This is a genomic window from Shewanella colwelliana ATCC 39565, from assembly GCF_000518705.1.
GTDB lineage: Bacteria > Pseudomonadota > Gammaproteobacteria > Enterobacterales > Shewanellaceae > Shewanella > Shewanella colwelliana.
This window is the reverse complement of sequence record NZ_JAEC01000017.1, coordinates 93,904-120,360: the sequence shown is the minus strand read 5'-3', so window position 1 is coordinate 120,360 and position 26,457 is coordinate 93,904. Positions and strand designations below refer to the sequence as shown.

At 45.8% G+C, this 26,457-nt stretch carries 16 protein-coding genes and 1 pseudogene; 11 read left to right on the top strand and 6 right to left on the bottom strand.

Annotation, left to right across the window (positions count from 1 at the left end; translation table 11 throughout):
* Positions 1-25: 25 nt before the first annotated feature.
* A complete protein-coding gene (locus L876_RS0109445) occupies positions 26-436 on the top strand; it encodes a hypothetical protein (RefSeq protein WP_028763585.1) in 411 nt (136 codons plus the stop codon).
* A gap of 12 nt (positions 437-448) precedes the next feature.
* On the opposite strand, the gene L876_RS22945 is transcribed toward L876_RS0109445, so the two are convergent.
* The 3 genes and pseudogenes from L876_RS22945 to miaE form a co-directional block, all read right to left on the bottom strand.
* Positions 449-1,189: a hypothetical protein gene (locus L876_RS22945; protein WP_211237654.1), complete on the bottom strand. Its 741-nt coding sequence runs from the start codon at positions 1,187-1,189 to the stop codon at positions 449-451.
* A gap of 26 nt (positions 1,190-1,215) precedes the next feature.
* Positions 1,216-2,073, bottom strand: a complete 858-nt coding sequence (locus L876_RS22940) for a recombinase family protein (RefSeq protein WP_211237653.1) — start codon at positions 2,071-2,073, stop codon at positions 1,216-1,218.
* A 58-nt stretch (positions 2,074-2,131) separates the two neighbouring features.
* Positions 2,132-2,257, bottom strand: a pseudogene (gene miaE / locus L876_RS22455) (tRNA isopentenyl-2-thiomethyl-A-37 hydroxylase MiaE); the annotation flags it as partial.
* Positions 2,258-2,509: 252 nt separating this feature from the next.
* Here miaE and L876_RS0109425 point away from each other — a divergent pair.
* On the top strand, positions 2,510-3,106 hold the full coding sequence (locus L876_RS0109425; RefSeq protein ID WP_028763583.1) for a Yip1 family protein: 597 nt from the start codon (positions 2,510-2,512) through the stop codon (positions 3,104-3,106).
* A gap of 84 nt (positions 3,107-3,190) precedes the next feature.
* Here the strand turns inward: L876_RS0109425 and glnS are convergent, their stop codons facing one another.
* The 3 genes from glnS to L876_RS0109410 all read right to left on the bottom strand — a co-directional run bounded on the left by glnS (position 3,191) and on the right by L876_RS0109410 (position 7,577).
* Positions 3,191-4,861, bottom strand: a complete 1,671-nt coding sequence (gene glnS / locus L876_RS0109420; protein ID WP_028763582.1) for a glutamine--tRNA ligase — start codon at positions 4,859-4,861, stop codon at positions 3,191-3,193.
* Between the two features lie 189 nt (positions 4,862-5,050).
* Complete coding sequence (feoB, locus tag L876_RS0109415) at positions 5,051-7,345, bottom strand: Fe(2+) transporter permease subunit FeoB (protein ID WP_028763581.1); 2,295 nt, start codon at positions 7,343-7,345, stop codon at positions 5,051-5,053.
* Positions 7,338-7,577: a FeoA family protein gene (locus tag L876_RS0109410; RefSeq protein WP_028763580.1), complete on the bottom strand. Its 240-nt coding sequence runs from the start codon at positions 7,575-7,577 to the stop codon at positions 7,338-7,340. The genes feoB and L876_RS0109410 overlap by 8 nt, the downstream gene beginning before the upstream one ends.
* A 449-nt stretch (positions 7,578-8,026) precedes the next feature.
* On the opposite strand from L876_RS0109410, the gene L876_RS0109405 reads away from it, so the two are divergent.
* The 9 genes from L876_RS0109405 to L876_RS0109365 all read left to right on the top strand — a co-directional run bounded on the left by L876_RS0109405 (position 8,027) and on the right by L876_RS0109365 (position 26,411).
* On the top strand, positions 8,027-8,938 hold the full coding sequence (locus L876_RS0109405) for a DmsE family decaheme c-type cytochrome (RefSeq protein WP_373316118.1): 912 nt from the start codon (positions 8,027-8,029) through the stop codon (positions 8,936-8,938).
* 13 nt (positions 8,939-8,951) lie between these two features.
* Positions 8,952-11,063 carry an MtrB/PioB family decaheme-associated outer membrane protein gene (locus L876_RS0109400; protein ID WP_037428290.1) on the top strand — a complete coding sequence of 704 codons (2,112 nt, stop codon included), beginning with the start codon at positions 8,952-8,954 and terminating at the stop codon, positions 11,061-11,063.
* A gap of 35 nt (positions 11,064-11,098) precedes the next feature.
* Complete coding sequence (locus L876_RS0109395; RefSeq protein ID WP_028763577.1) at positions 11,099-13,021, top strand: OmcA/MtrC family decaheme c-type cytochrome; 1,923 nt, start codon at positions 11,099-11,101, stop codon at positions 13,019-13,021.
* 60 nt (positions 13,022-13,081) lie between these two features.
* Complete coding sequence (locus L876_RS0109390) at positions 13,082-15,253, top strand: OmcA/MtrC family decaheme c-type cytochrome (protein WP_028763576.1); 2,172 nt, start codon at positions 13,082-13,084, stop codon at positions 15,251-15,253.
* A 658-nt stretch (positions 15,254-15,911) separates the two neighbouring features.
* Entirely contained in the window at positions 15,912-18,182 is a 2,271-nt protein-coding gene (locus L876_RS0109385; RefSeq protein ID WP_156029397.1) for a multiheme c-type cytochrome, read from the top strand.
* 486 nt (positions 18,183-18,668) lie between these two features.
* Positions 18,669-20,840: an OmcA/MtrC family decaheme c-type cytochrome gene (locus L876_RS0109380; protein ID WP_162148995.1), complete on the top strand. Its 2,172-nt coding sequence runs from the start codon at positions 18,669-18,671 to the stop codon at positions 20,838-20,840.
* Between the two features lie 377 nt (positions 20,841-21,217).
* The gene (locus tag L876_RS0109375; protein WP_308444919.1) at positions 21,218-23,230 is read left to right on the top strand and encodes an OmcA/MtrC family decaheme c-type cytochrome; all 2,013 of its coding nucleotides are present in this window, start codon (positions 21,218-21,220) and stop codon (positions 23,228-23,230) included.
* A 79-nt stretch (positions 23,231-23,309) separates the two neighbouring features.
* Complete coding sequence (locus L876_RS0109370) at positions 23,310-24,299, top strand: DmsE family decaheme c-type cytochrome (protein ID WP_028763572.1); 990 nt, start codon at positions 23,310-23,312, stop codon at positions 24,297-24,299.
* A gap of 12 nt (positions 24,300-24,311) precedes the next feature.
* Positions 24,312-26,411: an MtrB/PioB family decaheme-associated outer membrane protein gene (locus L876_RS0109365; RefSeq protein ID WP_028763571.1), complete on the top strand. Its 2,100-nt coding sequence runs from the start codon at positions 24,312-24,314 to the stop codon at positions 26,409-26,411.
* The last annotated feature ends 46 nt before the right edge of the window (positions 26,412-26,457 follow it).

Genomic DNA, 26,457 nt, shown 5'->3' with positions numbered 1-26,457 from the left:
CATTTAGAACCACAGGAGAGAAATGATGGATAAGAATGAACAAGAAAATAGATTAGAGTCGAAAGCCAAAAATGAACTGCAAAAAACACAACAATTGGCTGAGTCTGACTTTGTTAAAGGTCAGTTGAAAAAGATGATGAATAACAAACTGCGTAAAGATATTGTTATTCGAGATGATTTACCAAAAGATGGGTCTGACCTATCTGATAATATAAAATTGATAGATAGAATTGACAGTCGCCAGCAAGCCCTTGATGATTTAGTGTCAATCATTGATACACACCAAACGCACTTGTTAAGCACCTTCGATGTAGCTAAAGCAGCGATTGCCGAGCTTCGCAAATACAATCCTAAAAAAGCCAACGAGCTTGAAAACTCGTTGGCTTTGAAGGTCAAGCAAAGCGGTTCACAGACGATTAAGAAAAAGCGCCTGTAAGTTGGAATGTAATTAGCTTTTTATAAACTCAGAAAAATCAGTATCACTAGGTTGATTAACATATTCCCAAGCTTTTAGAGTCAATTCACTGGATTTGATATAGCTATTTAGCGTTTTCATCATCAGTAGGTCTTCAGTAACCCATTCTGAAGGCCATTCGACAAGGTAATTTCCCGTAGGGTCTGTGTATTGATACGCTCTCTTTTTCCTAGAGTAACCAGCATACGCCATTTTTTGAACTGGTTTTTCGAACCCTGTTGTCCTCAACACTTCTTCATCAACGATGATTTTGAAGCCAAGTTTATGCATTTCTAAGTTAAAGTTATCAGGAGTAAGTATCAAGTCACGAGCTTCATCTGAGATAGCAAGCCTATCTCGGTGTTTAAGCGAGTCATTCACACTTCTTTCACGTTCTTCCAATTCTGAAATCTTTAGATGGGTTTCATTCATAACTTCCAAAATCATAATGGTGCTTTTACCTTCGTCAGAGCATTTATCGTAAAACTCTTTTTCAGTTTTTAGTTTAGATCTTGCTTTGGTCAGGTCACGCTCGATTTTGGAAAGATCGAGTTGTAGTTGTTTATTAGATGTTTTGTTGCTGTAGAGGCGCATAGCGTGGGGAAGGACACAAGTTGCCATATACATATGAACTATAAAATAAGGGAAAGTGGTTTTTCTGTCGCAAGACCGATCTCGTTGTTTTGAGCTACAGCGAACGACAGGGTTTGATTTCCCTGACTTTTGAATGGACATTCCCCTTCCACAGACACCGCACTGCATTAGACCAGATAGGGCCACTTACGATCAGGTTTTACATTTTCATATAATCTAGAACTATGGATGGTTTGCACATCAAAAAATAATTGATCGTCAATAGCTGGTTCATAAACCCGATTGCCACGCCAATACCCTCTAACAATATCTGCTTGTATCCATCTCATCACTGTTGAGGGATTAATCTTCTGAATTGCGCTATCGGGATATTTTTCTCGTAATTTGACTACTATTCGCTGTTGTCCAAATCCATTCATATACCAGTTGAACATATCCTTTACTGCATAATGCAGGTGGTTAAGTGTCCCATCAGGGTTTAACCAAAATGGTTTTCTGATTTTAGGAACTTTTCCTTCTTCACGAGCGAGTTTCTCACGGCGTTTATAACTAGCTTTAACTTTTGCAGATCGCCATTCGGACTCTTTGAATGCTTGTTCCATTTCAACGATAAGTCTAATTCGGAGCGCCATATCATTTACAGCACTTGGGGTATATTCGGTATTGTCTCGAACCGTTACAACCGTGATACCTGCTTTCCAGATACGCTTTATCAGTTCTTCAGCATTGTCGATATTTTGTCTAGTAAGACGAGAGAAGTGCTCAACAAGGATTAATGTGTCAGGCTGAATAATTCCATCTTCTATCGCCTTCATTAATTGACCAAGTGAACCATCTTGAAGGTGTTTACCACTCCAACCTGACATAGCCTCATCTACAAAGCTATCAATGACCGTTACATCAGGGTTTTGCTTTAGCCATTCTTTTTGTGAATCAGTTTGACGATCTAATGAACTGTTCCCTACCTGTCTTTCACTACTAAATCGCTGATAGGTAACGGCAAATCGCTTTTTTTCTTCGGTCATATTTTAGCTTCCGTAGGGGCCTTGAGCTAATTATAACCAATTTGCACACCTATTCCTACAGCTCACAGTTGCAATGATCAATTAACAGCGCCGATAACTGAGTGGGTTGCCTTGCTTGCTCTATCCATTCGTCGGGGGTTTCGCATTGTAAAAACTGCTTGATTGGCGCTAATAAGTTTTCCATCTCTGACTCTAGATACTAAGCTGATTTGATGGCCTATTTTAACAATAAAAAGTCAACAATGGCTAAGTTAGCGTCCTAACATTTCAAAGTTAGCTTGACTAGTCTAAGTTTTTGTTCAATAAATAAACTATACAGTTACATAGATGTAACTGAGTTGGAGCCTAGGGTCTATTTGGTAGCAGACCAAAAGGCATAATGGGTTCGTCTGAAGTTTGGCGAGCACAAGATTAAAGCTGAACAAGGATAACTATAATGATATTGAATCACTTAATGGGGTTATACACTCATCCAAAGGAAGAGTGGCACACAATTGAGAAAAACCACGAAGCCGTAAAAAGCAGTCTTAGTCACGTCCTTTTAATCGCACTTATTCCTGCGGTGTGTACCTACTTTGCCTCTACCGCATTTGGATGGAATTTAGGGGTCTCCGACCCACTTTTTTTAACCGCGCAAAGCGCATTAATGATGTCTATCGGTATGTATTTTGGCCTAATCTTTGGTGTTTTCGCATTAGCATATCTGGCGTTCTGGATGGCAAAAACCTTTGATGCAGAGCCAAGTTTCACTCAGGCACTAGAATTGGCGGCCTATACCGCAACCCCACTGTTTATGGTTGGGCTTGCTGCGCTTTATCCATCCATCTGGTTTATGATGGTTGTTGGCCTTGCAGGCCTGTCCTACTCGGTATACCTACTCTACACGGGTGTACCAATTATAATGAACATTCCTGAAGAGAAAGGTTTTATCTATGCCAGCTCAGTGGTTACTGCGGGATTAGTGCTCTTGGTCGCGCTCATGGCATCAAGCATTATTTTATGGAGCATGGGCTTTGGCCCTATGTACCAGTAATCACGATTAACTAAATATTAAGATAGTCGATACAAAAAAGGCTTTAGGATCATTCCTAAAGCCTTTTTTAATGCAGTAAAAACCTTAGTTTGATGAATCTCTTAACGCTACGGTTAAGTTAAACACCAAATTGTCTGCCGTTGAATCTTTGTTGTCAGCGCAGAAATATCCCTCACGCTCAAACTGGTAGGCTTTTTCAGCTTCGGCATTGACCAATCCCGCTTCAACAACACCATGCTTAACCACCAAAGATTCAGGGTTTAATACCTCATCCACTGTTTCAGCCGCCGCAGGATTCGCTTGGCTAAACAGCTTATTGTAGAGACGGAACTCAGCCTTAACCGCTGTAGTCGCCTCGACCCAATGGATAACGCCTTTTACTTTACGACCGTCGGCAGGGTTTTTACCTAGCGTTTGGTCATCATAAGTACAATAAATCGTGGTCACATTGCCTTCAACATCTTTATCACAACGCTCTGCTTTAATCACATAAGCGTTACGCAAACGCACCTCTTTACCTTGCACCAAACGTTTGTACTTTTTATTCGCTTCTTCTCTGAAGTCATCGGCATCAATGTAGATCTCACGACCAAATGCCAATTCACGTTGCCCCATCGACTCTATTGTCGGGTGCGCTGGAGCGCTCAAACGTTCAATCTGATCTTCAGGATAGTTCTCAATAATCAGCTTAACCGGATTAATAACCGCCATCGCTCGAGGCGCGTGTTCATTAAGCTCTTCACGAATACACGCATCGAGCATACCCACTTCAACCATATTGTCTTGCTTAGTCACACCTATTCGACGACAAAACTCACGGATAGACGCTGGTGTATAACCGCGACGGCGTAAGCCAGCAATGGTAGGCATACGTGGATCATCCCAACCAGACACCAAGTTACGTACAACCAGATCATTAAGCTTACGCTTTGACATCAAAGTGTATTCAAGATTTAGTCTTGAAAATTCATACTGACGAGTACGGTTAGGTGCCTGGAAATCATTCAAGTTATCCAATACCCAATCATATAGTCTACGGTTGTCCTGAAACTCTAGCGTACACAAAGAGTGGCTAATATTCTCAATCGCATCAGAGATACAATGAGTAAAGTCATACATCGGATAGATGCACCACTTGTCACCCGTCTGATGATGATGTGCGAAACGGATGCGGTAGATAATCGGATCGCGCATACACATAAACGGCGACGCCATATCCACTTTTGCACGCAATGAACATTCACCCTCTTTGAACTCACCATTACGCATCTTTTCAAATAAGGCTAAGTTCTCTTCAACAGATGTATCACGGTAAGGGCTATTCTTTCCCGGCTCTTTCAACGTGCCGCGATATTCACGAGTTTGTTCACCATTTAAAAAGCAAACATACGCTAACCCTTTAGTGATCAACTCAACGGCATACTGATGCAGTTGGTCGAAATAGTTTGAAGAGTAACGAATATCACCGTCCCACTGGAAGCCTAACCACTGAACGTCTGCCTGAATAGAGTTCACATAATCAATGTCCTCTTTTTCAGGGTTGGTATCATCAAAACGTAAGTTACATAGACCCTTATAGTCCTGCGCTAAACCAAAGTTCAAACAGATCGATTTAGCGTGACCAATATGAAGGTAGCCATTTGGCTCGGGCGGAAAACGGGTATGTACACTGGTGTGTTTACCGCTTTCTAAATCTTCATCTATGATGTTACGAATGAAGTTACTTGGACGAACTTCAGTGTCCACATGACTCATGGAAATCCTCTTTGCCAACGGTGGTATAACTAGACGGCAGTTTAGCCGAATAGTATCAATTAGGGAAAACCTGCATATTCCTACAGATCAGACTTAGTTACAACGGGTGATACGCAAAAACTCGGATCATTTACCACAAAAACAAAAAAGCAGCGGTATACCGCTGCTTTTATGCTTATCTCTTGTGCGCTATTCAGTCACAACATTCACCACTGGGATAATGGTTTGGGTCTTTTTCCCCTTACGTTTTAACCACAAGTAAAAACTCGCCAACGCAATAAGGAAAAATCCAATCCATAAGCTCGACTGCAGTGGATGTGCACTAAAGGTTGCAGCCTGATAGAACACAGTCGCCGTACCGTATGCTAAACCGAAGGTCCACGTCGCTGCAAATGTCGCCCAGCGAGAGCCAAACTCGCCCACTAGCGCCCCCATTGCCGCTACGCATGGTGTATAAAGCAGAATAAACAGTAGATAGGCGAATGCTGCAGTGATGCCTGTAAAGCCAGCTTGAAGCGCACTAAAGGTTGAGGTATCAATCTCTAGCTCTGCAGATGCCGATTCAATAGTGGATATATCACCTACAGATAAAGACAGCGGGTCTTCAGGTGCAATACCAAAAAGGTTCTCAGGAATTGTCGCCAGCGCTTCACCAAAGCTCTGCGACAGCGGTGCTAACCCCTCATCACCAGCACTTGCATCTGAGTACAAGCTATTTAAGGTGCCCACTACCGCTTCTTTAGCGAAAATACCCGTGATAATTCCAACGGTTGCAGGCCAGTTGTCTTGTTCCACTCCCATTGGTGCAAAAAGAGGTGTGACCTTTTGGCTTGCTACACTCAATACAGATTCAGAGCTATCTTCATGACCAAACGTACCATCGATACCAATTGCATTGACGAAGTTAAGCAAGGTGACAACGATAACAATCGTTTTACCCGCGCCCATAATAAAGCTCTTGGTACGCTTACCCGTTCTCGCCATTACCGTTTTAAACTTAGGCTTCTCATAATTAGGCAATTCCATCACCACAGCGCTGCTGCTGCCTGGCAATAGCGTGGAGCGCAGTAATAATCCGGTGCCAATCGCAGCGAAAATACCAATGATATAAAGCAGGAAGACCAAATTTTGACCCGATTCAGGGAAAAACGCGGCGGCAAATAGTGCATACACAGGTAAGCGAGCACCACAAGACATGAAGGGAGCCATCATTCCAGTGACAATACGTTCACGCTCGCTGCCTAAGGTACGTGTTGCCATAATCGCCGGCACCGAACAACCAAAACCAACAATCATAGGTACAAAGGCTTTACCTGGCAGACCGATACGACGCATCAAACCATCAACCACAAACGCAGCCCTGGCCATATAACCTAAGCCCTCAAGCACTGATAACGCCAGAAATAGCGCCGCAATAACCGGGATAAAAGTTGCAACCGTTTGAATCCCCTGGCCAACACCACCCGCAACAATGGTTACTAACCATTCTGGCGCGCCGATGTTACTCATAAATGCGCCGAGATGGTCGACAAACAATGCTCCCGCTGCGATGTCAAAGAAATCAATGAAGGCACTGCCCACATTGATACTAAACATAAACATTAAGTACATAACAAACAAAAAGATAGGAACACCTGCAATAGGATGCAGCACCAACTTATCTAATCTGTCGCTGATCGTTTGCACATCACCATTCTTAACCGACTGCTTAAATACCCGTTGAACAAAATCGAAACGCGTGGTGGCCACCATGATTTCAATATCTTTGCCCTGGGCAGACAAACCCTCTGAGCATTGCGATACTTCGGTAAGCATCTGGCCATTTTTGCACTGACCACAACCTAAACCATTGGCCAGCATGGCTAATGCTCGACCACGACTAAGTGATTCATCACGCAAAAATAGCGCCTTTATCCCCGCCTCTATCTCGGTGTCGTAATCAAGAATCAATGGGGCTTCAGACACTTTACCGTCTAACAAATCAACAACTTGAGCTTTAACCTGAACAATATCTTGCTCATCTCGTGAACACACGGCAATAACCGGGCAACCCAGTTCTTTCGCCATCTGCTCAACATCAATTTCAATACCTTGCGCTTTTGCCGCGTCAATTTTATTCACAACGACCACCAAAGGAATTCCTAACTCTCGCAGCTGGACAGTAAGGTAAAGGTGTCGTTCAATATTGGTCGCATCAATCAGGTTTATAATGCCGTCCATCTTAGAGTCGGCAAGATATTGCTGAGCAATCTGCTCATCTAACGAGCAGTCACAACTGCTCCCAGCAGGCAAGAGATCATAAATACCTGGCAGGTCAGTAAGAAATACATCAGTCTCATTAAGCGTAAACTGACCAGTTTTCTTTTCAACGGTCACCCCTGACCAGTTACCAACCTGCTGATTAGCACCTGTGAGCGCATTAAAAAGTGTCGATTTACCTGCGTTAGGGTTACCAACTGTCACACAATGAAATTGTTTAGCCATGGGCAATATCCACCTCAATCACATCTGCCAAATCTTTACGCATACATAACTTGCTGCCACGAATGTCCAATTCAATACCTGAGCCGAGTGGCGCACGTCGTAATAAAGTGATGGACGTATTAGGTGTTATTCCCATAGACAAAAGCTTGCGTTTAACGACTGAAGGCAGGCTAATCTGCCCCACTTCTGAAATCACTGCACTGTCACCAGGCTTTAATTCGCTCAATTTCATGTATTGTTTCTACCCTTTCAGGCCTCAATTGCGCTTTACTAACACCGATTTTAACGGAGCATGGCTTGTAAAAACTTTATCTAGATCAATATTTGTGATTCTAAACGATAATAATTTTCAATTGTATTTTATATTATGTGACAGATATCTCAATGAGTAAAACCATTTAGTAAGTGATAACCATTTTCATTTAAACCTCTTAGCACCAAGCTCACCCAACCCATAACGTGACAAAGATCACACTTTAATCTAATTCATTAAAAATCATCACTTTCCTAGCCCAGCTCGCAACATAAAACATACACACGCGTCACATTTTTGCCCTATTATTTAGGATTGGTAATTTAGTAAATCATTAAGATAAAAATTAAAACACCACGTGCTTGGGATGGACAATGATGAAAATGGAATCAATTTGGATCAGAGGCTTAGCTGTTGCGAGCTTACTGATGGCATCAACAGTAATAACATTAGCCGTTAATGCGACACCTTGGGATGACATGCCCGCTAAAGAGGTGGAGTCTTTACTTGATAAAAAGTTTGCCGAAGGGCAGTACTCCCCCAAAGGCGCCGACAGCTGCTTAATGTGCCACCGAAAGAGCCAAGCCGTTATGGATCTTTTCGATGGCGTTCATGGCGATGCTAATGTGAAAGGCTCACCAATGGCTGACCTGCAATGTGAAGCTTGTCACGGCCCCATGGGAAAGCATAACCGTGGCGGCAAGGAGCCAATGATCACCTTTGGCCAAGGGTCTCCAGTTCCCACTGACAAACAAAACAGTGTCTGTATGAGTTGCCACAATGATGACCAACGTATGGCATGGAAGGGGAATCACCATGATAACGCCGATGTTGCCTGCAGCGATTGTCATAGTGTCCACACCGGGCATGACCCCATTTCAGACCGAGCCAAAGAAGTCGAAGTGTGTACCGCTTGCCATACGCAGCAAAAAGCCGATCTACATAAACGCAGCTCTCACCCAATAAAATGGGATCAAATGGTCTGCAGCGATTGTCATAACCCTCATGGTAGCTTGAGCGAGTCCAACCTTAAACAGATGAGCGTTAACGAAAACTGTTACGCCTGTCACGCCGAAAAACGTGGTCCTAAACTATGGGAGCATGCGCCAGTCACAGATAACTGTGCCAACTGCCACAATCCTCACGGCAGCGTTAATGAAGCCATGCTAATCGCTAAGCCACCACAGCTATGTCAGCAATGTCATGCATCGGATGGCCACGCTTCTAATGCCGTATTTGGTAATACACCTAATGCGTTCAATGCCGGTCAAAGCTGCATGAACTGCCATAACCAAGTACACGGTTCTAATCATCCATCTGGCAAGTTATTGCAGCGATAAGGGAGTAATTGCAATGAAAAAACCTATTACGGTAACTAAGCTTCCTCTTTGCCTAAGCGCACTGGCACTGGCGATAGCGAGTACCATGAGCTATGCCGACGGCTACGGTATTCAATCGGCTAACCGGGATAAATTAAAGTTGGATGCATGGGAGTGCAAACGCTGCACACACACAACAGGAACAAAGGGTGATATTGGGTTAGGCGTGGCGCAAAACGATGGCGACGATACCCATTTTGGCAACACATCGGGTACAGATAAAGACGGCACAGTGGTGTATGTCAACGCTAACGTAAACCATAAGACCAATTCGGGATATCGAACTGACGTCGATGCCGATAGATTAGGCTTAGATAATGGTAGTGCTAGCATCACCACGGGACGACCGGGGCAATATGAGATTTTTGCCGCTTACAGAGGTATTGCTCGCTATGATAGCAATCAAGCGCTAAGCCCCTATCAATATCAAGCCGACCAATATCAGTTACCGACTCAATGGCAAACAGGTGCCACCACCTCGCAAATGAGCGAGCTTAGTGCGAGTCTCAATGCTAATGAGCTTGCTATTAAGCGTGACCGCTACAATCTCGAGGGCAAATACCAAGGCACCTTTTATAAGGCAGAGATAGGTTATCAACACGAGCAACGAGAAGGTAAGCGAGCCTTTAGCGCAAACCTATTGACTAACAGCGCGATGCTCGCGCAACAAGTTGATGACTCAACCGATGAGGTTAGTGCCAAGCTCTACTTTAAGGGCGACAATTGGTTAGCGGGTATCAATGCGCAATTAAGTGAATATAAAAATGATCAGCAAGCGGTCAATTGGCAGTCGGCATTCACCCCCACCTTTGGCGCAGCCTATTATGGCCAAAGCGCAGTAGCACCCGACAATAAAGCCTACCGTATCGCTGGGCACTCGCAATTTTCCGCTGATGGCCAACAGGTAATTATGCATCTTGGTTTTACGCGAATGACTCAAGATCAAAACTATTTACCAGCGACTATCAATGGGCCCTCGCCAATGTTACCGGCAGAAGATCTAACTGGTCAGGTGGATATGATTGAGATGAAACTCAACTATAGTGGGCGTGTCACCCGAGAGTTCTCTCTTCGTGCCAGTTATGATTATCGAGACCGCGACAACAAAAGTGAGCTCAACGCTTATCCACAAGTCGTTACAGATAGCTACTACAGTGGTACTGCAACCAATCTTGAATACGACCGCACTAAGCAACAAGCCAAACTTGGCGCCAAGTACCGCTTCACGCGCGCCACTAACCTTGATGTCGGGTATGCCTATGAGCATAACAATTACAGCGATTTAGATAGAGAGACACTCAAAGAGTCATCACTGTTCGCACGATTCAATTATCGCATATCGTCTACATGGCACCTGTGGTTAAAAGCCGAAGCCGCCGAACGCACAGGCAGTGACTATCTAGCTGTCACGACTACAGCAAGTCAAAGCAACCCACTAATGCGTAAGAGCTACCTCGCAGATCGCGAACGTCAACGCTATGGGCTGTACACAAGTTATAGCCAAGGGGCGTTTTCCGTCACCGCTAATTTGCATAAGCAGCAAGATGATTATAACGACACCTTGATAGGCCTTACCGATATCAACACCCAAGGCTACGACCTCTCTATTCAATATGCAGTCAATGCCGACCTGCACCTTAATGCTTATCTAAATCAAGACTGGCGCGATAGCGAGCAAGCTGGCAGCAGTAACTTTGCCGGCCCCAATTGGTTTACCAACAGTGAAGACAATTCAACCTTAGTGGGCGCAGGAATTGGTTATCAAAACTTGATGGATAAAAAACTCAAGTTAGGACTGGATTACACCTATTCCGACGGCCAAAGCGACACCGAAGTGTCTCAGGGATTTAGCTCGCCTTATGGCAGCTACTATTCAACCCAGCACAATGTTAACGCCTTCGCCGACTATCAGATGAGTGAAACGATTGGCTTGAGATTTGATTGGATTTTTGAGCAGTATCAAGATGCCGATTGGGCCAACAGTGGGTTAAGTGTCGACAGTATTCCCAATGTACTGACCTTTGGTTCGCTCAGTCATGACTATAGCGCCCACTATTTCGGTCTAACATTAAGCTACAAACTTTAGTGCGTAACGCTTAACAAGATTCCAAGGAAGAGATGATGAACAAGATGACAAATAAAGCACTCTACGGCGCCTCGTTAGGCCTTGCCCTACTGCTATCTGGCTGTGGTGGCGACGACGGTAAACCTGGCAACCCTGGAGACCCTGGTGGCGAGCCCGCCATGGATATTGTTAGCCTAAAAATCAGCATTAATGAGGTTATGATGCAAGACGGTATTGCAACCGTTGACTATCGAATAACCAATCAAGATGACGAACCCGTTGTCGGCGTGCCGAGTGCTACCTACCTCGCCGCTCAGCTATTGCCCCAGGGTTATAGCAACGCAGGAGACAGTTCACAGTGGCAACATTTTACCTCAGAAAGCTGTGTAGCAAGCTGCCCTGGTGAATTTATCGACCATAAGAATGGTCACTATAGCTATACGTTCAGTGGTGCTTTCAATGGAATGAACAATGTCGACTATCAAGCCGGAGCGACCCAACGCATGGTGATCAAAGTTGGTGGTGATAATCTTGCCGATGGCACAGCATTACCAGTCACCAACCAACATCTCGACTGGCAAGCCCAAACGACAGGTAACAACAGCGACCCGGTCTACACCCGCAACATAGTAGCCATGGAAACCTGTAACACCTGCCACAATGATTTGGCTTTCCACGGCAAGAAGTACAATCAAATAGAAACCTGTGTCACCTGTCACAATGCCGATAAGGTCAGCAATCCGGACAATATCTTCCCGCAAATGATACACGGTAAGCACCTTAGCGGGTTCCCTGGTTCATTAGCCGACTGTCAAACCTGCCACAAAGCAGATGATACCTTAACCGAGCATAAAAACTGGGCGCGCGTGCCGACCATGGAAAGTTGTGGATCGTGTCATACCTATATCGACTTTAAAGCCGGTGAAGGACACCCTACTCAAGACAACAACGCCAACTGCGTAGCCTGCCATAATGCCGAGTGGACAATGAGTGTGCACAATGATGGCGGTAACGATGAAGCACTGATGCAGTTTGCACCAACTATCTCTGCCGCAAACCTCAGTGGTGACACAGTAACCTTCACCATCGCCCTGACCAACCCGCAAACTGGCGACATCTATACAGACAGTGCCGATAAGCTGAGTTTTGTCTCAGACTTACGGGTATACGCCAATTGGGGCACCAGCTTTGACTATGCTACGCGCTCACCCAAATCAATCAAATTGCAAGAGACCACGCCGCTATCGGGCAGCAACGGCAGCTACACTTATCAAGTGAGTGGCGTAACCATTCCTGTGGGCAGTGAAGACGACCAAGGCACTCTGGCCATCCAAGGTAAAATTTGTGCAGCTAATGGCGTCTTGGGAGATTGTACAGCCCAAAGCAATAGCGAAGTCGTTATAAAATCGAGTCATCAATTCTTTACGGCAACAGCAATTAGCGACACAGGCCGACGCGTGGTGGTCACCAATGAAAGTTGTGGTAGTTGTCATGGCGACCAACAACTGGTTTTTCATGGTTCACGCAATGACCTAGAAGGCCAATGCCAAGTGTGCCATAACCCCAATATGCTAGCCGATGCAACCGACACACCTTCTACCACAACGGCTGACTTTAAACACCTTGCGCACGGTATTCACAGTGGCAACAGAGAGGGCTATGAAGCCATTAATTATCCCGGCGATATCGGCAACTGTGCACAGTGCCACGCCCAAGATACTGATGGCCTGCTTACGGCAGCCTTGCCGTTGAACGCTGGTGTCAAACCCTTAGCCATTAGTGGCGATCGCTTTACTAGCCCTATCGCGGCCATTTGTAGTGATTGCCACAGCGGCAATACCAGCAAAAACCATATGCTGCAGCAAGGCGCTGTGTTTATGGGAACACTTGCCGATGCTACCGCTGGCACTGAAAGCTGTAATACATGCCATAGCGCAGGAGCGCCAGCAGATGTATTAAAAGTGCATCCTATTAAATAGCCACTGCGCCGAGGTCGTACTCGGCGTGAATAGAACAAATGAATGATGGAACGCCAAACTATGGATATTAAAACAAAAAGCAAGACACTGAGTTTAATCAGTCTAGCTTGCACAGCACTCTTATTCGGCTGTGGTAGCGACGGAAAAGATGGTGAAGACGGTCCCAACGGCGAAATCGGCTTATCCGTCGGCCAAGCCAATGAGCTAGTCACCACCATCACAACCGCGGCAATTACTGACGGCGCGATAATTGTCGAATTTCGTGTGGAAAACGCCAACGGCGTTGGCATTACCGACTTTGATACTTATCCAGGTATCGATACGCTAGGCATGGGTATCGCGAAGTTAATGCCCCAGAGCGGCAAAGGCTATAAAACGCCACAATGGGTCAACTACATGAACAAGATGGTTGCCCCGGTCACCGCTAATATTCCTGCTGGTTATGAAGACAAAGCTGGCGAGCAGATCCAACCCACCATTGAAACCAACTGTAAGCAAGACTGCGTCGAAAAAGTGAGCGCTGGGCTCTACCGTTACACCTTCGCATTCAACCTTAATGATGCCACCGCCATGGGTGATTTAGATCTCACCTATGATGATAGCCTTACTCACAGGATCACCATGGAGATGCGAGCCGATGGCGATACCAATAAACTGGTCAATAGTCATTTTGACTTCCTACCCGCTTCGGGCGAGCAGGTTTCCGGCTTAGACACTCGCACTGTAGAATTTCTTGAAAACTCCTGCCTGCGTTGCCATAACGACGACTATGATCATGCTTGGGCACCTAAGCTCATCATGCATGGCACCAAGCGTTACGCCATCGAGAACTGTCAAATGTGCCACACCAGCTATGCAGGGGACCCTGAAACAGGCGCCCCCATTGATATGGGTTATATGGTGCACCAAATCCATCGCGCTAAATACTTAATGGTTGGCTATAGAGGAAGTGTCCATGACTACAGCAAGGTGACTTTTCCTGCCGATATGTATGATTGCCGGGCCTGTCACCAAGAAGGAGATAACCGCCCTGCCGATGCGTTTAACTTTAAACATCATCGCGCATTAGCGTGCGGTTCATGTCACTCAGACTCTACCGATCCTGCCACCATCAAGGCCGATATGCATACTAAGTATCAGCCCGATCACAGCTGCGGTACCTGTCATGCAGACCAAGGCGATGAAGGTGCAGCCCATCACGTGACCGACGCTATTGCCAAAGACAATGCAAGGTCGAGCTACAAAGCAGCGCTAGTGCCTGGTTCAGTATCGTTAGAAGCAGGCTTGTTGACCTTTAGCGTTGCAGTTAGCGACACCAGCTTAACCACTGCCGCCATGAGCCCTAATGCAGATAAGCGTATTAACTATAGTAATATCTACTTTGGTTTTGGTAACGATATTGATTTCACCTCGGGTAAACAAAACTATAAGTTGCATGAACTCACACCAACCTCAGGTAGCGATGGAATATACACTTATAGCCAGCCCACCTCACTCACACCGGATATGATGCAAGCGGCAACGGCAGTGATCACCACGCACCTTTGTGTTGATCGCGATACATTAACCGCTGTTGATTGTGGTACCGGATCAGATGAAGCCAATAACCCTGCGGTCCTACCTGGCGAGCTAGTCGCATTTAATCTCAATGGTGACTCATCAATCATGGCCAGACGTGTGGTGATCAGTAATGAGACCTGCGCAAACTGCCATGACGACAAGTACTTGGGTAAATTTGGCACCAAGATGAAACATGATGGCAACTACACCAACTTTGAAGGCGAGTGCCAAATGTGTCACAACCCCACTTACAAGAGTAATCAAACAGCGCAAGATCATATCGACTTTAAAGTCAGAATACATGCACACCACGCCAATAAACGCACTAAGCAGCAAGGAGATGATGCCACCAAGGTTGTTAGTTTCCCTGAGCATTATGGCAACTGCGCAGTGTGCCATGACAAAGGTCAATTGACCCTATCAGACTTGGCAACAGTACCAGCCACATTAACAGTAGATACACAAGGTAATGAGACTGAGTACTCGCCTATTGCCGCAACCTGTGTCAGCTGCCATGGCGAGAAAGGCTCACTCTTAGCGCATATCAAAAGTAACGGCGGCGCAGCAAGCGATCCACGCGGCACTTATACCGCTGGCAGTGAAACTTGCGCAACGTGCCACAGTGAAGGTAAAGCGCTGGGCGTTGATGCCGTCCACCCCGTTAAGTGGTAAGTGATGTACTAAAGAATGCAAGTTAAATAGTGTGTGGTAATGATTGAGGTGTCAGTCATTACCACCAAGATTAGACCACTAAACTTTGACCGCTAAAGACGGCACAACGATGACTAAAGGTGACACAACATTAATGACTACATAAGTGACGACATAGAAAGCGGTACCCATAAGTGCCGCTTAACCTTGTGACACAACCATTACCACCTCCACCCAACCAACACACAACTCCACAACATCCAAGTCACAACGCACCAACAGGAAACTCATATTCTAAAATTCACCACCATTTTTCGGACGAAAAACATGCAATTAAAATTGAGCCACATCAAAAATAACCACCATTTATATTAGCTTATTAAGGCTAGTTTAAGATATGTCCATGGCACAGCAATACAAACGGCTACCCGACATAAAAAATACACTCAACTCGCTGTTTAAAAACAACTTTAACATTTGCATCAGTTATTTACCTATGTTTTAGGACGTGACTCACATTTACGAACACCACTCCAATTTAGATACCCCCTTATAGGTAAGATCATGCCAAGGGGAAGCAGTAAGCAATTGAGGCAATAGCAATTGCTTAAGCATCCTCTACTCATACTAAGAAGTACAAAATTGAGAAAAATCTTAATCTCATGCAGGGGAAATAATGATGAAACGGTATTCAATCAGTGCCGCTATCAAAACAGCTTTTGGCGTTGGGGCATTGTCCTTAGCGCTTATCGGCTGTAATGGCAGCGATGGCAAAGATGGTGAAGATGGCAAGCCAGGTGAAATTGCCATCGATATTAATAGTGCAACGGCTGTGCAGACTCAAGTAGAGCAAGCCAGCTACGATGAAACTTCAAAAACATTGAGCTTTGAATTTAGCCTTACCAATCCTAACGGCGTTGCCGTCACAGGTTTAGAAACCTTGACAGATCCGCTAAGGATCGCTTTCGGCCGCATGGGTACGCGCACTGAAGCGTTCACCCCTTTCTCACTCGAAGATGGCAACCAAGTTACCGCTAGAGCCGATGGCAATGAGCAAATTTGGCTCTCTTATCGTAACACCACTAAAAATGGTGTACCGATGACGGGTACCAATAACTGGCGTCCAACACGTGACTGTCCAGAAAATGAAACCTGTCTTGAATATTTAGGCCAAGGTAAATACAAAATCACCGCGCCTAATATCATAGATACTAACGGCTTAGACTACGACTATGATGCCAACCAGATCCAAGGTATCTACGTGATGACCTATGGTGTTGGGCAAAACAAGTTAAAAAATGTCGAGGCTTACTATTGGGATCCACTGACGCAACAGTCAGTCAGTTCACCTAAGAAAGTGGTAGAGATGGAAACCTGTACTAACTGTCACGTTGGTCAAGACCATATCCGCCACGGTAACTACGGTAACACCGCCGACGGTTGTGGCTTTTGTCATACCGATTACACCGTCTATAGCGGTTCGGGTGTCGACGGGGAAGGTAATACCGTTGAGTTTAACTTCGATGGCTCGACCAAAGGCCTAATACACGGTATTCATAGTGGTCTTACTGAAGGTGACCGTCGTGAGCTAGGTAAATTCAGCTCAGTGATTGCAAATCCAGCTAAAAACCCCGCATTTGCCTATGAATTTGATGGTGCAGCGCTTGATAGTGAGGGCAATCCAAAAGCTGAGCTTAACTTCCCTACCTCAACGGCAGACTGCCAAAGCTGTCACGTTAGCTACACAGAGACTGAAGAAACACTGCCTGAAGATCTTACAACCCATGCATTAGCTTGGTTTGCAGATAAAGATGTAGTGAGCTGTCAGTCATGTCATGGTGACTACCACTACGGTAACCGTACAGAGGTGATTGGCGAAGATACTGTGCTCGTTGGTTGTGTTGCTTGTCATAGTTCAAGTGATGGCAACACTCGAGGTGGTGCATTCCGCCACTTTGCAGGCCATGAAAAAGATAGTCGTGAAGCCGCATCGCAAGCCGGTACCTTAGTTGACGCTAGCTATAGTCAGATCAACTGGGATGAAGCCACCTCAACGCTAACTTTCACCATGAACCTGATGAAGGGTGAAGATGCTGTAACGAGTGACTATGTTCCTCGTGTAACCCTTTACGTTAACGCTATTGATGCCGTATCACCTGATGCATTCTTAGCCGGCCGTACCAGCGGCAGTGCCAGCGTCAATGAAGATGGCAGTTACACTGTTACCGTTGATGGTTCAAATGGTGGTTATGGCTTGCCTTCGTTAGCTGAAGCTATCAATAACGGTGCAGACCTCGCTATCACCTCAAGCTTTAGCACGTGTTTTAGCAATAAAACATCTACGCTATCGGCGCTTGATACTGAAAGCAACTGTACTGGTGTCCTCAGCCCTAACGCCGCTAAAACTGAGTTTGTTAAACTTGATGGCACCCAAGGTAGTGAACGTGCAAGCGCGGTTGATTATGAAAACTGTGCAAGCTGTCATAACAATGACATGGTCGCACGCAAAGGTGCCGCGCACTATCGTAATGCCGATATCCATACTTGTGCTCAATGCCATGAGGCCGGTGATTACAACAGTATGATTGTTCGTGTTCATGGTACTTTCGGTAAAGCCCACGGCCGCGAAGATGTTCAATCACTCGTCAGCAGTGCGAACTGTAGCGCCTGTCATAGCGACAGTAACTTTGGCTTAGAAAATGCGCGTTCAACCCCTATGCGCTGGAATAGAAAAGATGACACTTTCTCTAGCCCACAAGCGGGGGTGTGTGCATCGTGCCACGTTTCTAGCAGCTACGATATTGGCGGTGGTCAAGATTCGGCTAAATCTCACATCGAAAGTATGGGAGGTGTCGTCGCTGGCAGCTATGAAGAAGCTATGCTAAATAGCGAGTCATGCTTAACCTGTCACAGCACAGATAAAGTGGCAGAGTTACACAAGCAAGACTAATTTACTAAGCTAGGTTCTCACCCTACAACCAAGAGTGGAAAGTCATCCTTTCCACTCTTTTTTATTTCCCTCAGTCCCCCCCATCTTTTCCCCCTTCAGAAAATCATTATTCCTTTTTATTTCCGTAGGCTAAGAGCAGTGCTTCCCTCTTCACTACGCTAGCGTTACATCAACCCTTTTACGATACAAGTGCGCAACATTTAAGCTATTGATTCAACTAAGTTGATTAAGTGAAAATGAAAAACCGCTTAAAAAGGCAGTTTTTTTCTACCTCTAAAGAAATAGTCAGATCTCAATCACATAAGCGCACTGAAACAACTGCTAAAAAGTTGCTGTTTAGATAGCCTTAGAGGTGGAAATTAATTCCACACACTCATTGATTGCATTGAATACCAACAAATAACACTCGTTCTCAATTGCGAAGCTTGTTTTACGTAGCAAACAATCAAAAAGTGATGATTAAAACTATTGCAGGGAATAATCATGATGAAAAAGTTCAATTTTAATGCGGCGACAAAAGCCGTATTAGGTGCAGGGCTTCTCTCTTTAGCCATTTCAGGTTGCGGCAGCGACGGAAAAGATGGTGAAGATGGAAAACCTGGTACTGTCGGCACTCCTATAGGTGCAGTTTCTCACCTTGATGCCAAAATTCAATCAGCAAGCATTGATGATGCTGGCTTTTTAACCATCAACTTCGACCTATCTGATGCTAATGGAACTGCCGTTTTCGAGCTAGCCCCCTCTGACATTGCTGCCGTTTCTTTCGGCCGAGTGGGCACCGAAGATGAAGTAGGAAGTACCGATCTTGAAGGTAAGCCAAGAGATATCTGGCTAAGCTACTTTAACAAGGATAAAGGTGACGACCACTACACAGGTTCCTCTTACTTCCAAGGTAAAAACTGTGAAACTTGCCTGACCGATAATGGCGATGGTACCTACACACTTGTCCTTGATAAAGCTATCGATACCCTAGAAAAATATGCGTATGACGCAGATGTAACCAACGGTATTTATCTTGGTGTTAAAGCCAATAACAATGCGGGTGACACGCTTGTTGATAATAGCTTTTTCTACTGGCAGCCAAGTTCAGACACCACACAAGACAAGCCAAAAGCCTTGATTGCTAACGAAACTTGTCAAAGCTGTCACCGTCCAGGTCAGGATGGTGCGCTATCAATGCATGGTGGCAAGCATGTCACTCTTGAGTCGTGTACTTTCTGTCACACTGACTACAACTCATACATGAAAGATGAGAAAGATGATGCTGGTACCGTGGTTCGCAGCTATGAGTTTGATGGTTCGATCAAAGGCATGGCGCACGAGATCCATAGCCATTCAACATTTAATGGTATCTACCCTCAAAGTGCATCTAACTGTCAAACCTGTCACCAAGCCGATGAAGGTTTAGCAATGGCAGATGCTTGGAAAGCAGACTTAGATACTGCAACCTGCATGAACTGTCATAACAGTCCATATGCCGTACCAAGCTGGCATTGGGATAGCGAAAACAACCAAATCGCTGAAAGTAAACAAAACTGTGTTAGCTGTCATAACGATCCAAACGGCGGTGTACGTGGCGCTGAGTCAGGTCACTACCTGAAAAATGACAAGGCACAAGCTGCAATGGCAACCGTCACATTTAACAGCATGAGCTACAGTGCAGACACTAAGACTGTAACGGCTAACATGACTGTAATGGCTGGCGATACTAAGGTAACGCTAGCGCAAATCGACCCAACACCATACAAATATGGCGGCTTTACCAGTGCCATCGTGTTTAATGGCGTTGTGCAAGATGACTTCCTTGTGAACTACCAGAAGGTGGGTTACGGCAACTTTACTGAAGGTACTGAAGGTAGCATCAATGTCACAATTGCTGACGGTGACTTCGCTGTGGCAAAAGTCATGGAAACCGAAGGTGTAAGCGTTGCATTGAGCAGCCAATTACACATCTGTTTCGACGGCAAAGGCGCTGTTGCTGACTGTACGTTAAGTGAAGATGGTAAAGTGGCCACCAATGCTGGTCCTTATGTTCCATCAGATACTGCTTACTTTGCTGTTGACGGCACTATGCTAGATAAGTCTCCTCGTATCCAACACGCTGAAATGACCGCATGTAAGCAATGTCATACAACGGCTATCAAGCACCGTTTCAGTAACGATATGGACGGTTGTGCAAGCTGCCACAATGGCACACGTGACAAGAAAGGCGCAGGTTCTTCTAACCTAGCTTATATTGTTCACAGCAAGCATTACGTCTATGACACAGATGGCAGCCTGTTCTTCAAGAAGACAGAGTGTCAAGCCTGTCACGGCGACAACGGTTTCTCTCTGAGCAAGATTGATCCAAAAGCTGCACCTGTTGCCTTTGGTACAACTGATGCACAGCGTCTAAGTGACACTAACGAGCAACTAGTTGTCTCACCACAAACTGCTGCATGTGTTAGCTGTCACCAAGCGCCATACGGCTTAAATGACGCAACGGCTGCGCACATTAAGAGTAACGGTGGCTTGCTAAAAGAAGATGGCGCACCACTAACGACTCTTGGTGTTCCAGCATCTGAATACGACATGCTAAACCCAGCAGAAACCTGTTCAACCTGTCATAAAGACAGCCAAATCCTAGAAGCTCATGCCAATTGGGGCAGCAGCCACTAGTGATTAAATAGTCAGCTCAGCCCTTGTTGAATGCTGACTAAACACACACCAAAGGGAGGCTTTTGCCCCCCTTTGTTTTTATATCGAAACAATTGTGAGCATTTTGAAAACAAACCAACAAAAAGCTGTTAATTTTGCAGCAGTTTTTTGATCTAGTGACGGCTTTCCCCCCCTCCTTAAGTACCCCTTTAGAAATAGAAAGATCTTGGTCACACATTAGACCCTGATTGGCAGATTTTAGTCGCCTGTTACGTTAGCATTTCCTTGGGGATTTCTATTTCCAGCATTGACTTAGGTCGCACTACTTATAATTGAGAATCGGAACAGATTACTGTCCATGCACTTAAGACGATGCCAAACCTATGCAGGGAAAAATGATGAACGTACAAAATAATAAGTTTGCGCTGCTTCTCGCAGCAGGTGCAGTCTCTATGGCTCTCAGTGGTTGTGGCGGCAGCGATGGTAGTGATGGCAATCCTGGTGAACCAGGTGGTCCCGCTGCCGAGTATATCAACACCCTTAATCTAGATGTGACCAAGGTTGCTTACGACAACGGTGTACCCACAGTTACCGTGTTTGCCACCAACGAAGAAGATCTGCCCGTTATTGGACTGCAAGACCTAGGTCTTGTTGCCGCGCAGCTCACCCCTATGGGTGCGACGGGTGCGGGTAACAGTGCACAATGGACACGCACCGCGCGCGTTTCTGGCACACAAAACTACACCGATAATAAAGACGGTAGCTACAACTTCACTTTTGAGGTTAATGGTCTAAACCAAGAATTAACTCAACGCTATAATGTTTACGCAGGTGGCAAAGACTCTACGCTGCTTGATGGTGTCACCAGTGTTCCGCGTCGTGAAATCGTTGAAGATTTTGATGGCTATGGCTATGAAGCCAAATACACCAAAGATATCGTGACCCATGAAACATGTACCGCCTGTCACGCCGAAGGTGAGCCACTCACTACACGTCACAGCAGCTACTACACCCAGGAAACCTGTGCAACGTGCCACAGCAGCTCAATGTCTACCGAATCTCAGTGGAATCATCTTATCCACAATATTCATAATACTGCTAAAACCTTTAGCGATAAGTATGGCAAAGAGTACACAGGCAAAGCGGCAGAACACTTACTGCAAAACAACTGTAAGTCTTGTCACGTTGAATCTGAAGAACTTGCTGAATGGGGTAACTGGTCTCGTGTTCCAACCATGGAAACTTGTACGAGTTGTCACGCCGATATCGACTTCAAAGCAGGTAAAGGCCATTCACAACAAAATGACAACAGCAACTGTGTTGCTTGTCATAATGCCAGCTGGACTGAAGAGTTACATACCAGCAGCTTTGGCGATACCAAAGCCCTCATTGACACCTATGGCATCAATGTCGCTTCAGCAATTGATACGACAACGCAAGCCGCAACCGTTAGTATTCAGGTGGTTGACGCCGCTGGTAATGCCGTTGACATCAATACCATTTTACCTATGGTTCAACGCTTTGAGATCATCACTAACGTAGGTCCAAATAATGTGACCTTAGGTTACGGTGGTAAAGACTCCATCAATGCAATTAAGAACGGTGTACTTGATGCGGCCGCTAAGGTTGAAGAAGGTAAATTAGTCTACACCACAACCAAAGAACTTAAACTAGGTGCTGAAGGGGCTGACAACGAAACAGCCTTTACCTTTGTTGGTTGGGCAATGTGTTCTGCACAAGGTCAATTTGTAAAATGTGACGACGCTGATTTCGATGGCAAAGACACTGACAAATATACCGGCATGAAGGCCGACCTTGCTTTTGCAACGCTGTCAGGTAAAGCACCAAGCATGCGTCATGTTGATTCAGTCAACTTTAGCGCATGTGCAAACTGTCATACCAGCGAGTTCCAAGTTCACAAAGGTGGACACCATGCTGGATTCGTGATGTCTGAGCAGCTTTCCCATACTAAAGACGCTAACGACCAACCTATCATTGGTGTTGATGCTTGTGTCGCTTGTCATACGCCTGATGGTACTTACGCTGGCGGCGGTAACATGGGTGCACTAGAGACAAAACTTCACAAGACTCATAGCCAAGGTGACTACGCTGTTATCCCAGGTATGAACTGTGATCAGTGCCATAGCGACTTCGACCGTGATGCCTTTAAGAAGAAAGGGGCAATTGCAACGGCTAACCCTAATTACTCAGGCAGCCTATACACGACTCCTATCGCGGCAACATGTGCATCTTGCCACAGCTACAACATGGACAAGTTTAAGGCTCATGTTGAAGGACAAGGCGCACTCGTTAATGTTTCTAAAGCCGAAGCGACTGATGCTGCGCAACTAGAAACCTGTTTCTACTGCCACGCACCAACGCCAGCGGATCACACTGCGGTTAAGATGTAATTTGCGCATCTTGAAATGAAAAACGGGGGGAGCCCGCTCCCCCACTTTTCGAAAATTTGTGCAAATTAGGAAGTCTATTATGAAAATCACAAATAAACTCAAAAGCCTCATCCCTGCAGTCATCACTGCCGCGGTGTTAACTTTGGGCGTTAGCCACAGTGCCATCGCTTCAAAGTGGGACGCCAAAATGACGCCTGATGAAGTTGAAGCCACCTTGGACAAAAAGTTCGCGGAAGGCCAATACTCACCAAAAGGTGCCGACTCTTGCTTAATGTGTCACGGCAAATCTGAAAAGGTCATGGATCTGTTCAAAGGTGTCCATGGCGCAGCAAACTCAAGCAACAGCCCAATGGCTGGTCTGCAATGTGAGTCTTGCCATGGCCCTATGGGTAAGCATAACCGTGGTGGTAATGAGCCAATGATCGCCTTTGGCCCAGACTCGACCCTGTCAGCTGAGAAACAAAACAGCGTCTGTATGAGTTGTCACCAAGATGATAAGCGTATGTCTTGGAATGGCGGTCATCACGACAATGCCGATGTTGCCTGTGCCTCGTGTCACTCTGTGCATACCGACAAAGATCCAGTGCTGTCAAAAAACACTGAGATGGAAGTCTGTACCAGTTGTCACACTAAGCAAAAAGCTGACATGAACAAGCGCTCAAGCCACCCAATGAAATGGGCACAGATGGTATGTAGCGACTGTCATAATCCACACGGCACTATGTCAGATTCAGACTTGGTCAAACCAAGCGTAAATGAAACCTGCTACGCCTGCCATGCCGAAAAACGTGGCCCAAAGCTATGGGAGCATGCACCCGTCACTGAGAACTGTGTGACATGTCATAACCCACATGGCAGCGTTAATGAAGGCATGTTAAAGACCCGCGCACCACAACTGTGCCAGCAGTGCCACGCCAGTGATGGCCATGCGAGCAATGCTTACATGGGTAACACAGAGCAAGGCTCAAGTGTGGGTGGTAATGCGTTCACCGGTGGTCGTAGCTGCTTGAACTGTCACAACCAGATCCATGGTTCTAACCATCCATCTGGCAAGCTATTCCAGCGCTAAGGAGACGAGAAGATGAAATTCAAACTTAATTTGGTCACCCTCGCCCTTATCGCTAATGCAGGTATTGCGTTACCTAGCATCGCGGTAGCCGAAGGTTATGGCTTGCAAAATGCCAATACCGCTAAAGTAAAATATGATAAGTGGGCGTGTAAACGTTGCGCAATTGATACTGGCGTATCTGGCACTGTTGGCGTTGGGGTTGGTTACAACGATAGCAGTGACATTCGCTCGGCTAATGCCTTTGCTGCCGAAGATGAGTTTGCGGGTAAAGTTGATGCCGACCTTAACTACGTCAGCGAGTCGGGTTACCGTGCCAGCGTTGAGGCACAAAACCTCGGCATGGAAAACGGATCCCTCGATATCGATGCGGGCAAAGTAGGTCAATACAACTTAAACGTTAACTACCGACAAATTGCCACCTATAAAACAGACAGTGCAATGACCCCTTACCAAGGTGTCGGTAGCGGTGACTTGACCTTGCCTGATAACTGGCAAACGGCCGGTTCTAGCCAAGATATGAGCCAGCTTTACAGCAGCCTAAACCCAATGGAACTCTCGCTTAAGCGCAAACGCGCTGGGCTAGGATTCGAGTACCAAGGTGAGGAGCTGTGGAGCACTTACATCACCTATCAACGTGAAGATAAAACAGGCCTTAAACAAGCGTCTGGTAGTTTCTTCAATCAGTCTATGATGCTTGCTGAGCCGGTAGATTACACCACTGATACGGTTGAAGCGGGTGTCAAACTGCGCGGCGACAACTGGTTTACAGCACTGAACTATTCAGGTTCTAGCTTTAAAAACCAGTATAGTCAACTGACCTTTGACAATGCCTTCAACCCAACGTTTGGCGCACAAACTCAAGGTACTATGGCACTTGACCCAGATAACGAAGCCCACACGGTGTCGTTAATGGGCCAATATACTGCTGGTCGCACCATCATGAGTGGTCGTGTACATTACGGTCAAATGACGCAAGACCAAGCGTTTGTCACCTCAGGTTACGGTTACCAAGTACCAGCAGAGTCATTAGATGGCAAAGTTGATATAAGTGGCATCAACCTTAAAGTGGTATCACGCATCAATCGTACCGTGCGGTTAAACGCAAGTTATGACTACAATGATCGCGACAACAAGACCAATGTTGAAGAGTGGACACAGATCAGCATAGACGCCACCACGGGTAAAGCTGCCTACAACACCCCTTACGACATCACTACGCAGCGCGCTAAACTCGGTGCTGACTTCCGTCTCAGCCGAGGCATGAAACTCGAAGCGGGTTATGATTTCCGTCGTGATGAGCGCAGTTACCAAGACCGTGAAACCACAGACGAAAATACACTTTGGACTAAATTCCGTTTAAGTGCATTTGATAACTGGGATATGTGGATCAAGGGTAGCTACGGCGAACGTGATGGTTCGACTTACCAAGCGTCAGAGTGGACCTCATCTGAGTCGAACGACCTGCTACGTAAATATAACCTCGCAGACCGTAAGCGTACCATGGTAGAAGCACGTATTAGCCACAGCCCAATTGATGCCCTAACGGTTGATTTTGGTGCACGCTACGCCCTTGATGATTATAACGACACGCAGATTGGCCTAACTGAATCGAAAGATATCAGCTATGACGTCAGCGCCAGTTATCTCATTAACGACGACATGATGATTAACGCCTTCTATAACCGTCAGAACATCGATTCTCAGCAGGCTGGTAGCACTAACTTTAGCGCGCCAAACTGGTACAGCGTAATTGAAGATCAAGTCGATGTTATTGGTGCAGGGTTCAGCTACAACAATCTGTTAGAGAAAAAACTGCGTCTAGGCGTGGATTACACCTACTCAGATTCAAGCAGCAACACACAAGTGACTCAAGGCATTACGGGTGACTATGGCGACTACTACGCTAACGTCCATAACATCAATGTTTATGGCCAATATCAGGCAACTGACAAAATGGCGCTACGTCTTGATTACAAAATGGAAAACTACAAAGACAATGATCCAGGCAATCAAATTGCCCCTGATGGTATTTGGAACGTAGTTAGCTTTGGTTCAAACAGTCACAACTACACCGCACACATGGTGATGTTGAGCATGAGCTACAAGCTGTAATCTAGCACGAGTACCTCAAGAAAAGCCCGCTCTCTTAGCGGGCTTT

Excerpts from the sequence above, each read along its gene's own strand:
- L876_RS0109445 (WP_028763585.1), top strand. The coding sequence starts at position 26 with ATGGATAAGAATGAACAAGAAAATAGATTAGAGTCGAAAGCCAAAAAT.
- L876_RS22945 (WP_211237654.1), bottom strand. The coding sequence starts at position 1,189 with ATGTCCATTCAAAAGTCAGGGAAATCAAACCCTGTCGTTCGCTGTAGC.
- L876_RS22940 (WP_211237653.1), bottom strand. The coding sequence starts at position 2,073 with ATGACCGAAGAAAAAAAGCGATTTGCCGTTACCTATCAGCGATTTAGT.
- L876_RS0109425 (WP_028763583.1), top strand. The coding sequence starts at position 2,510 with ATGATATTGAATCACTTAATGGGGTTATACACTCATCCAAAGGAAGAG.
- glnS (WP_028763582.1), bottom strand. The coding sequence starts at position 4,861 with ATGAGTCATGTGGACACTGAAGTTCGTCCAAGTAACTTCATTCGTAAC.
- feoB (WP_028763581.1), bottom strand. The coding sequence starts at position 7,345 with ATGGCTAAACAATTTCATTGTGTGACAGTTGGTAACCCTAACGCAGGT.
- L876_RS0109410 (WP_028763580.1), bottom strand. The coding sequence starts at position 7,577 with ATGAAATTGAGCGAATTAAAGCCTGGTGACAGTGCAGTGATTTCAGAA.
- L876_RS0109405 (WP_373316118.1), top strand. The coding sequence starts at position 8,027 with ATGGCATCAACAGTAATAACATTAGCCGTTAATGCGACACCTTGGGAT.
- L876_RS0109400 (WP_037428290.1), top strand. The coding sequence starts at position 8,952 with ATGAAAAAACCTATTACGGTAACTAAGCTTCCTCTTTGCCTAAGCGCA.
- L876_RS0109395 (WP_028763577.1), top strand. The coding sequence starts at position 11,099 with ATGAACAAGATGACAAATAAAGCACTCTACGGCGCCTCGTTAGGCCTT.
- L876_RS0109390 (WP_028763576.1), top strand. The coding sequence starts at position 13,082 with ATGGATATTAAAACAAAAAGCAAGACACTGAGTTTAATCAGTCTAGCT.
- L876_RS0109385 (WP_156029397.1), top strand. The coding sequence starts at position 15,912 with ATGAAACGGTATTCAATCAGTGCCGCTATCAAAACAGCTTTTGGCGTT.
- L876_RS0109380 (WP_162148995.1), top strand. The coding sequence starts at position 18,669 with ATGAAAAAGTTCAATTTTAATGCGGCGACAAAAGCCGTATTAGGTGCA.
- L876_RS0109375 (WP_308444919.1), top strand. The coding sequence starts at position 21,218 with ATGAACGTACAAAATAATAAGTTTGCGCTGCTTCTCGCAGCAGGTGCA.
- L876_RS0109370 (WP_028763572.1), top strand. The coding sequence starts at position 23,310 with ATGAAAATCACAAATAAACTCAAAAGCCTCATCCCTGCAGTCATCACT.
- L876_RS0109365 (WP_028763571.1), top strand. The coding sequence starts at position 24,312 with ATGAAATTCAAACTTAATTTGGTCACCCTCGCCCTTATCGCTAATGCA.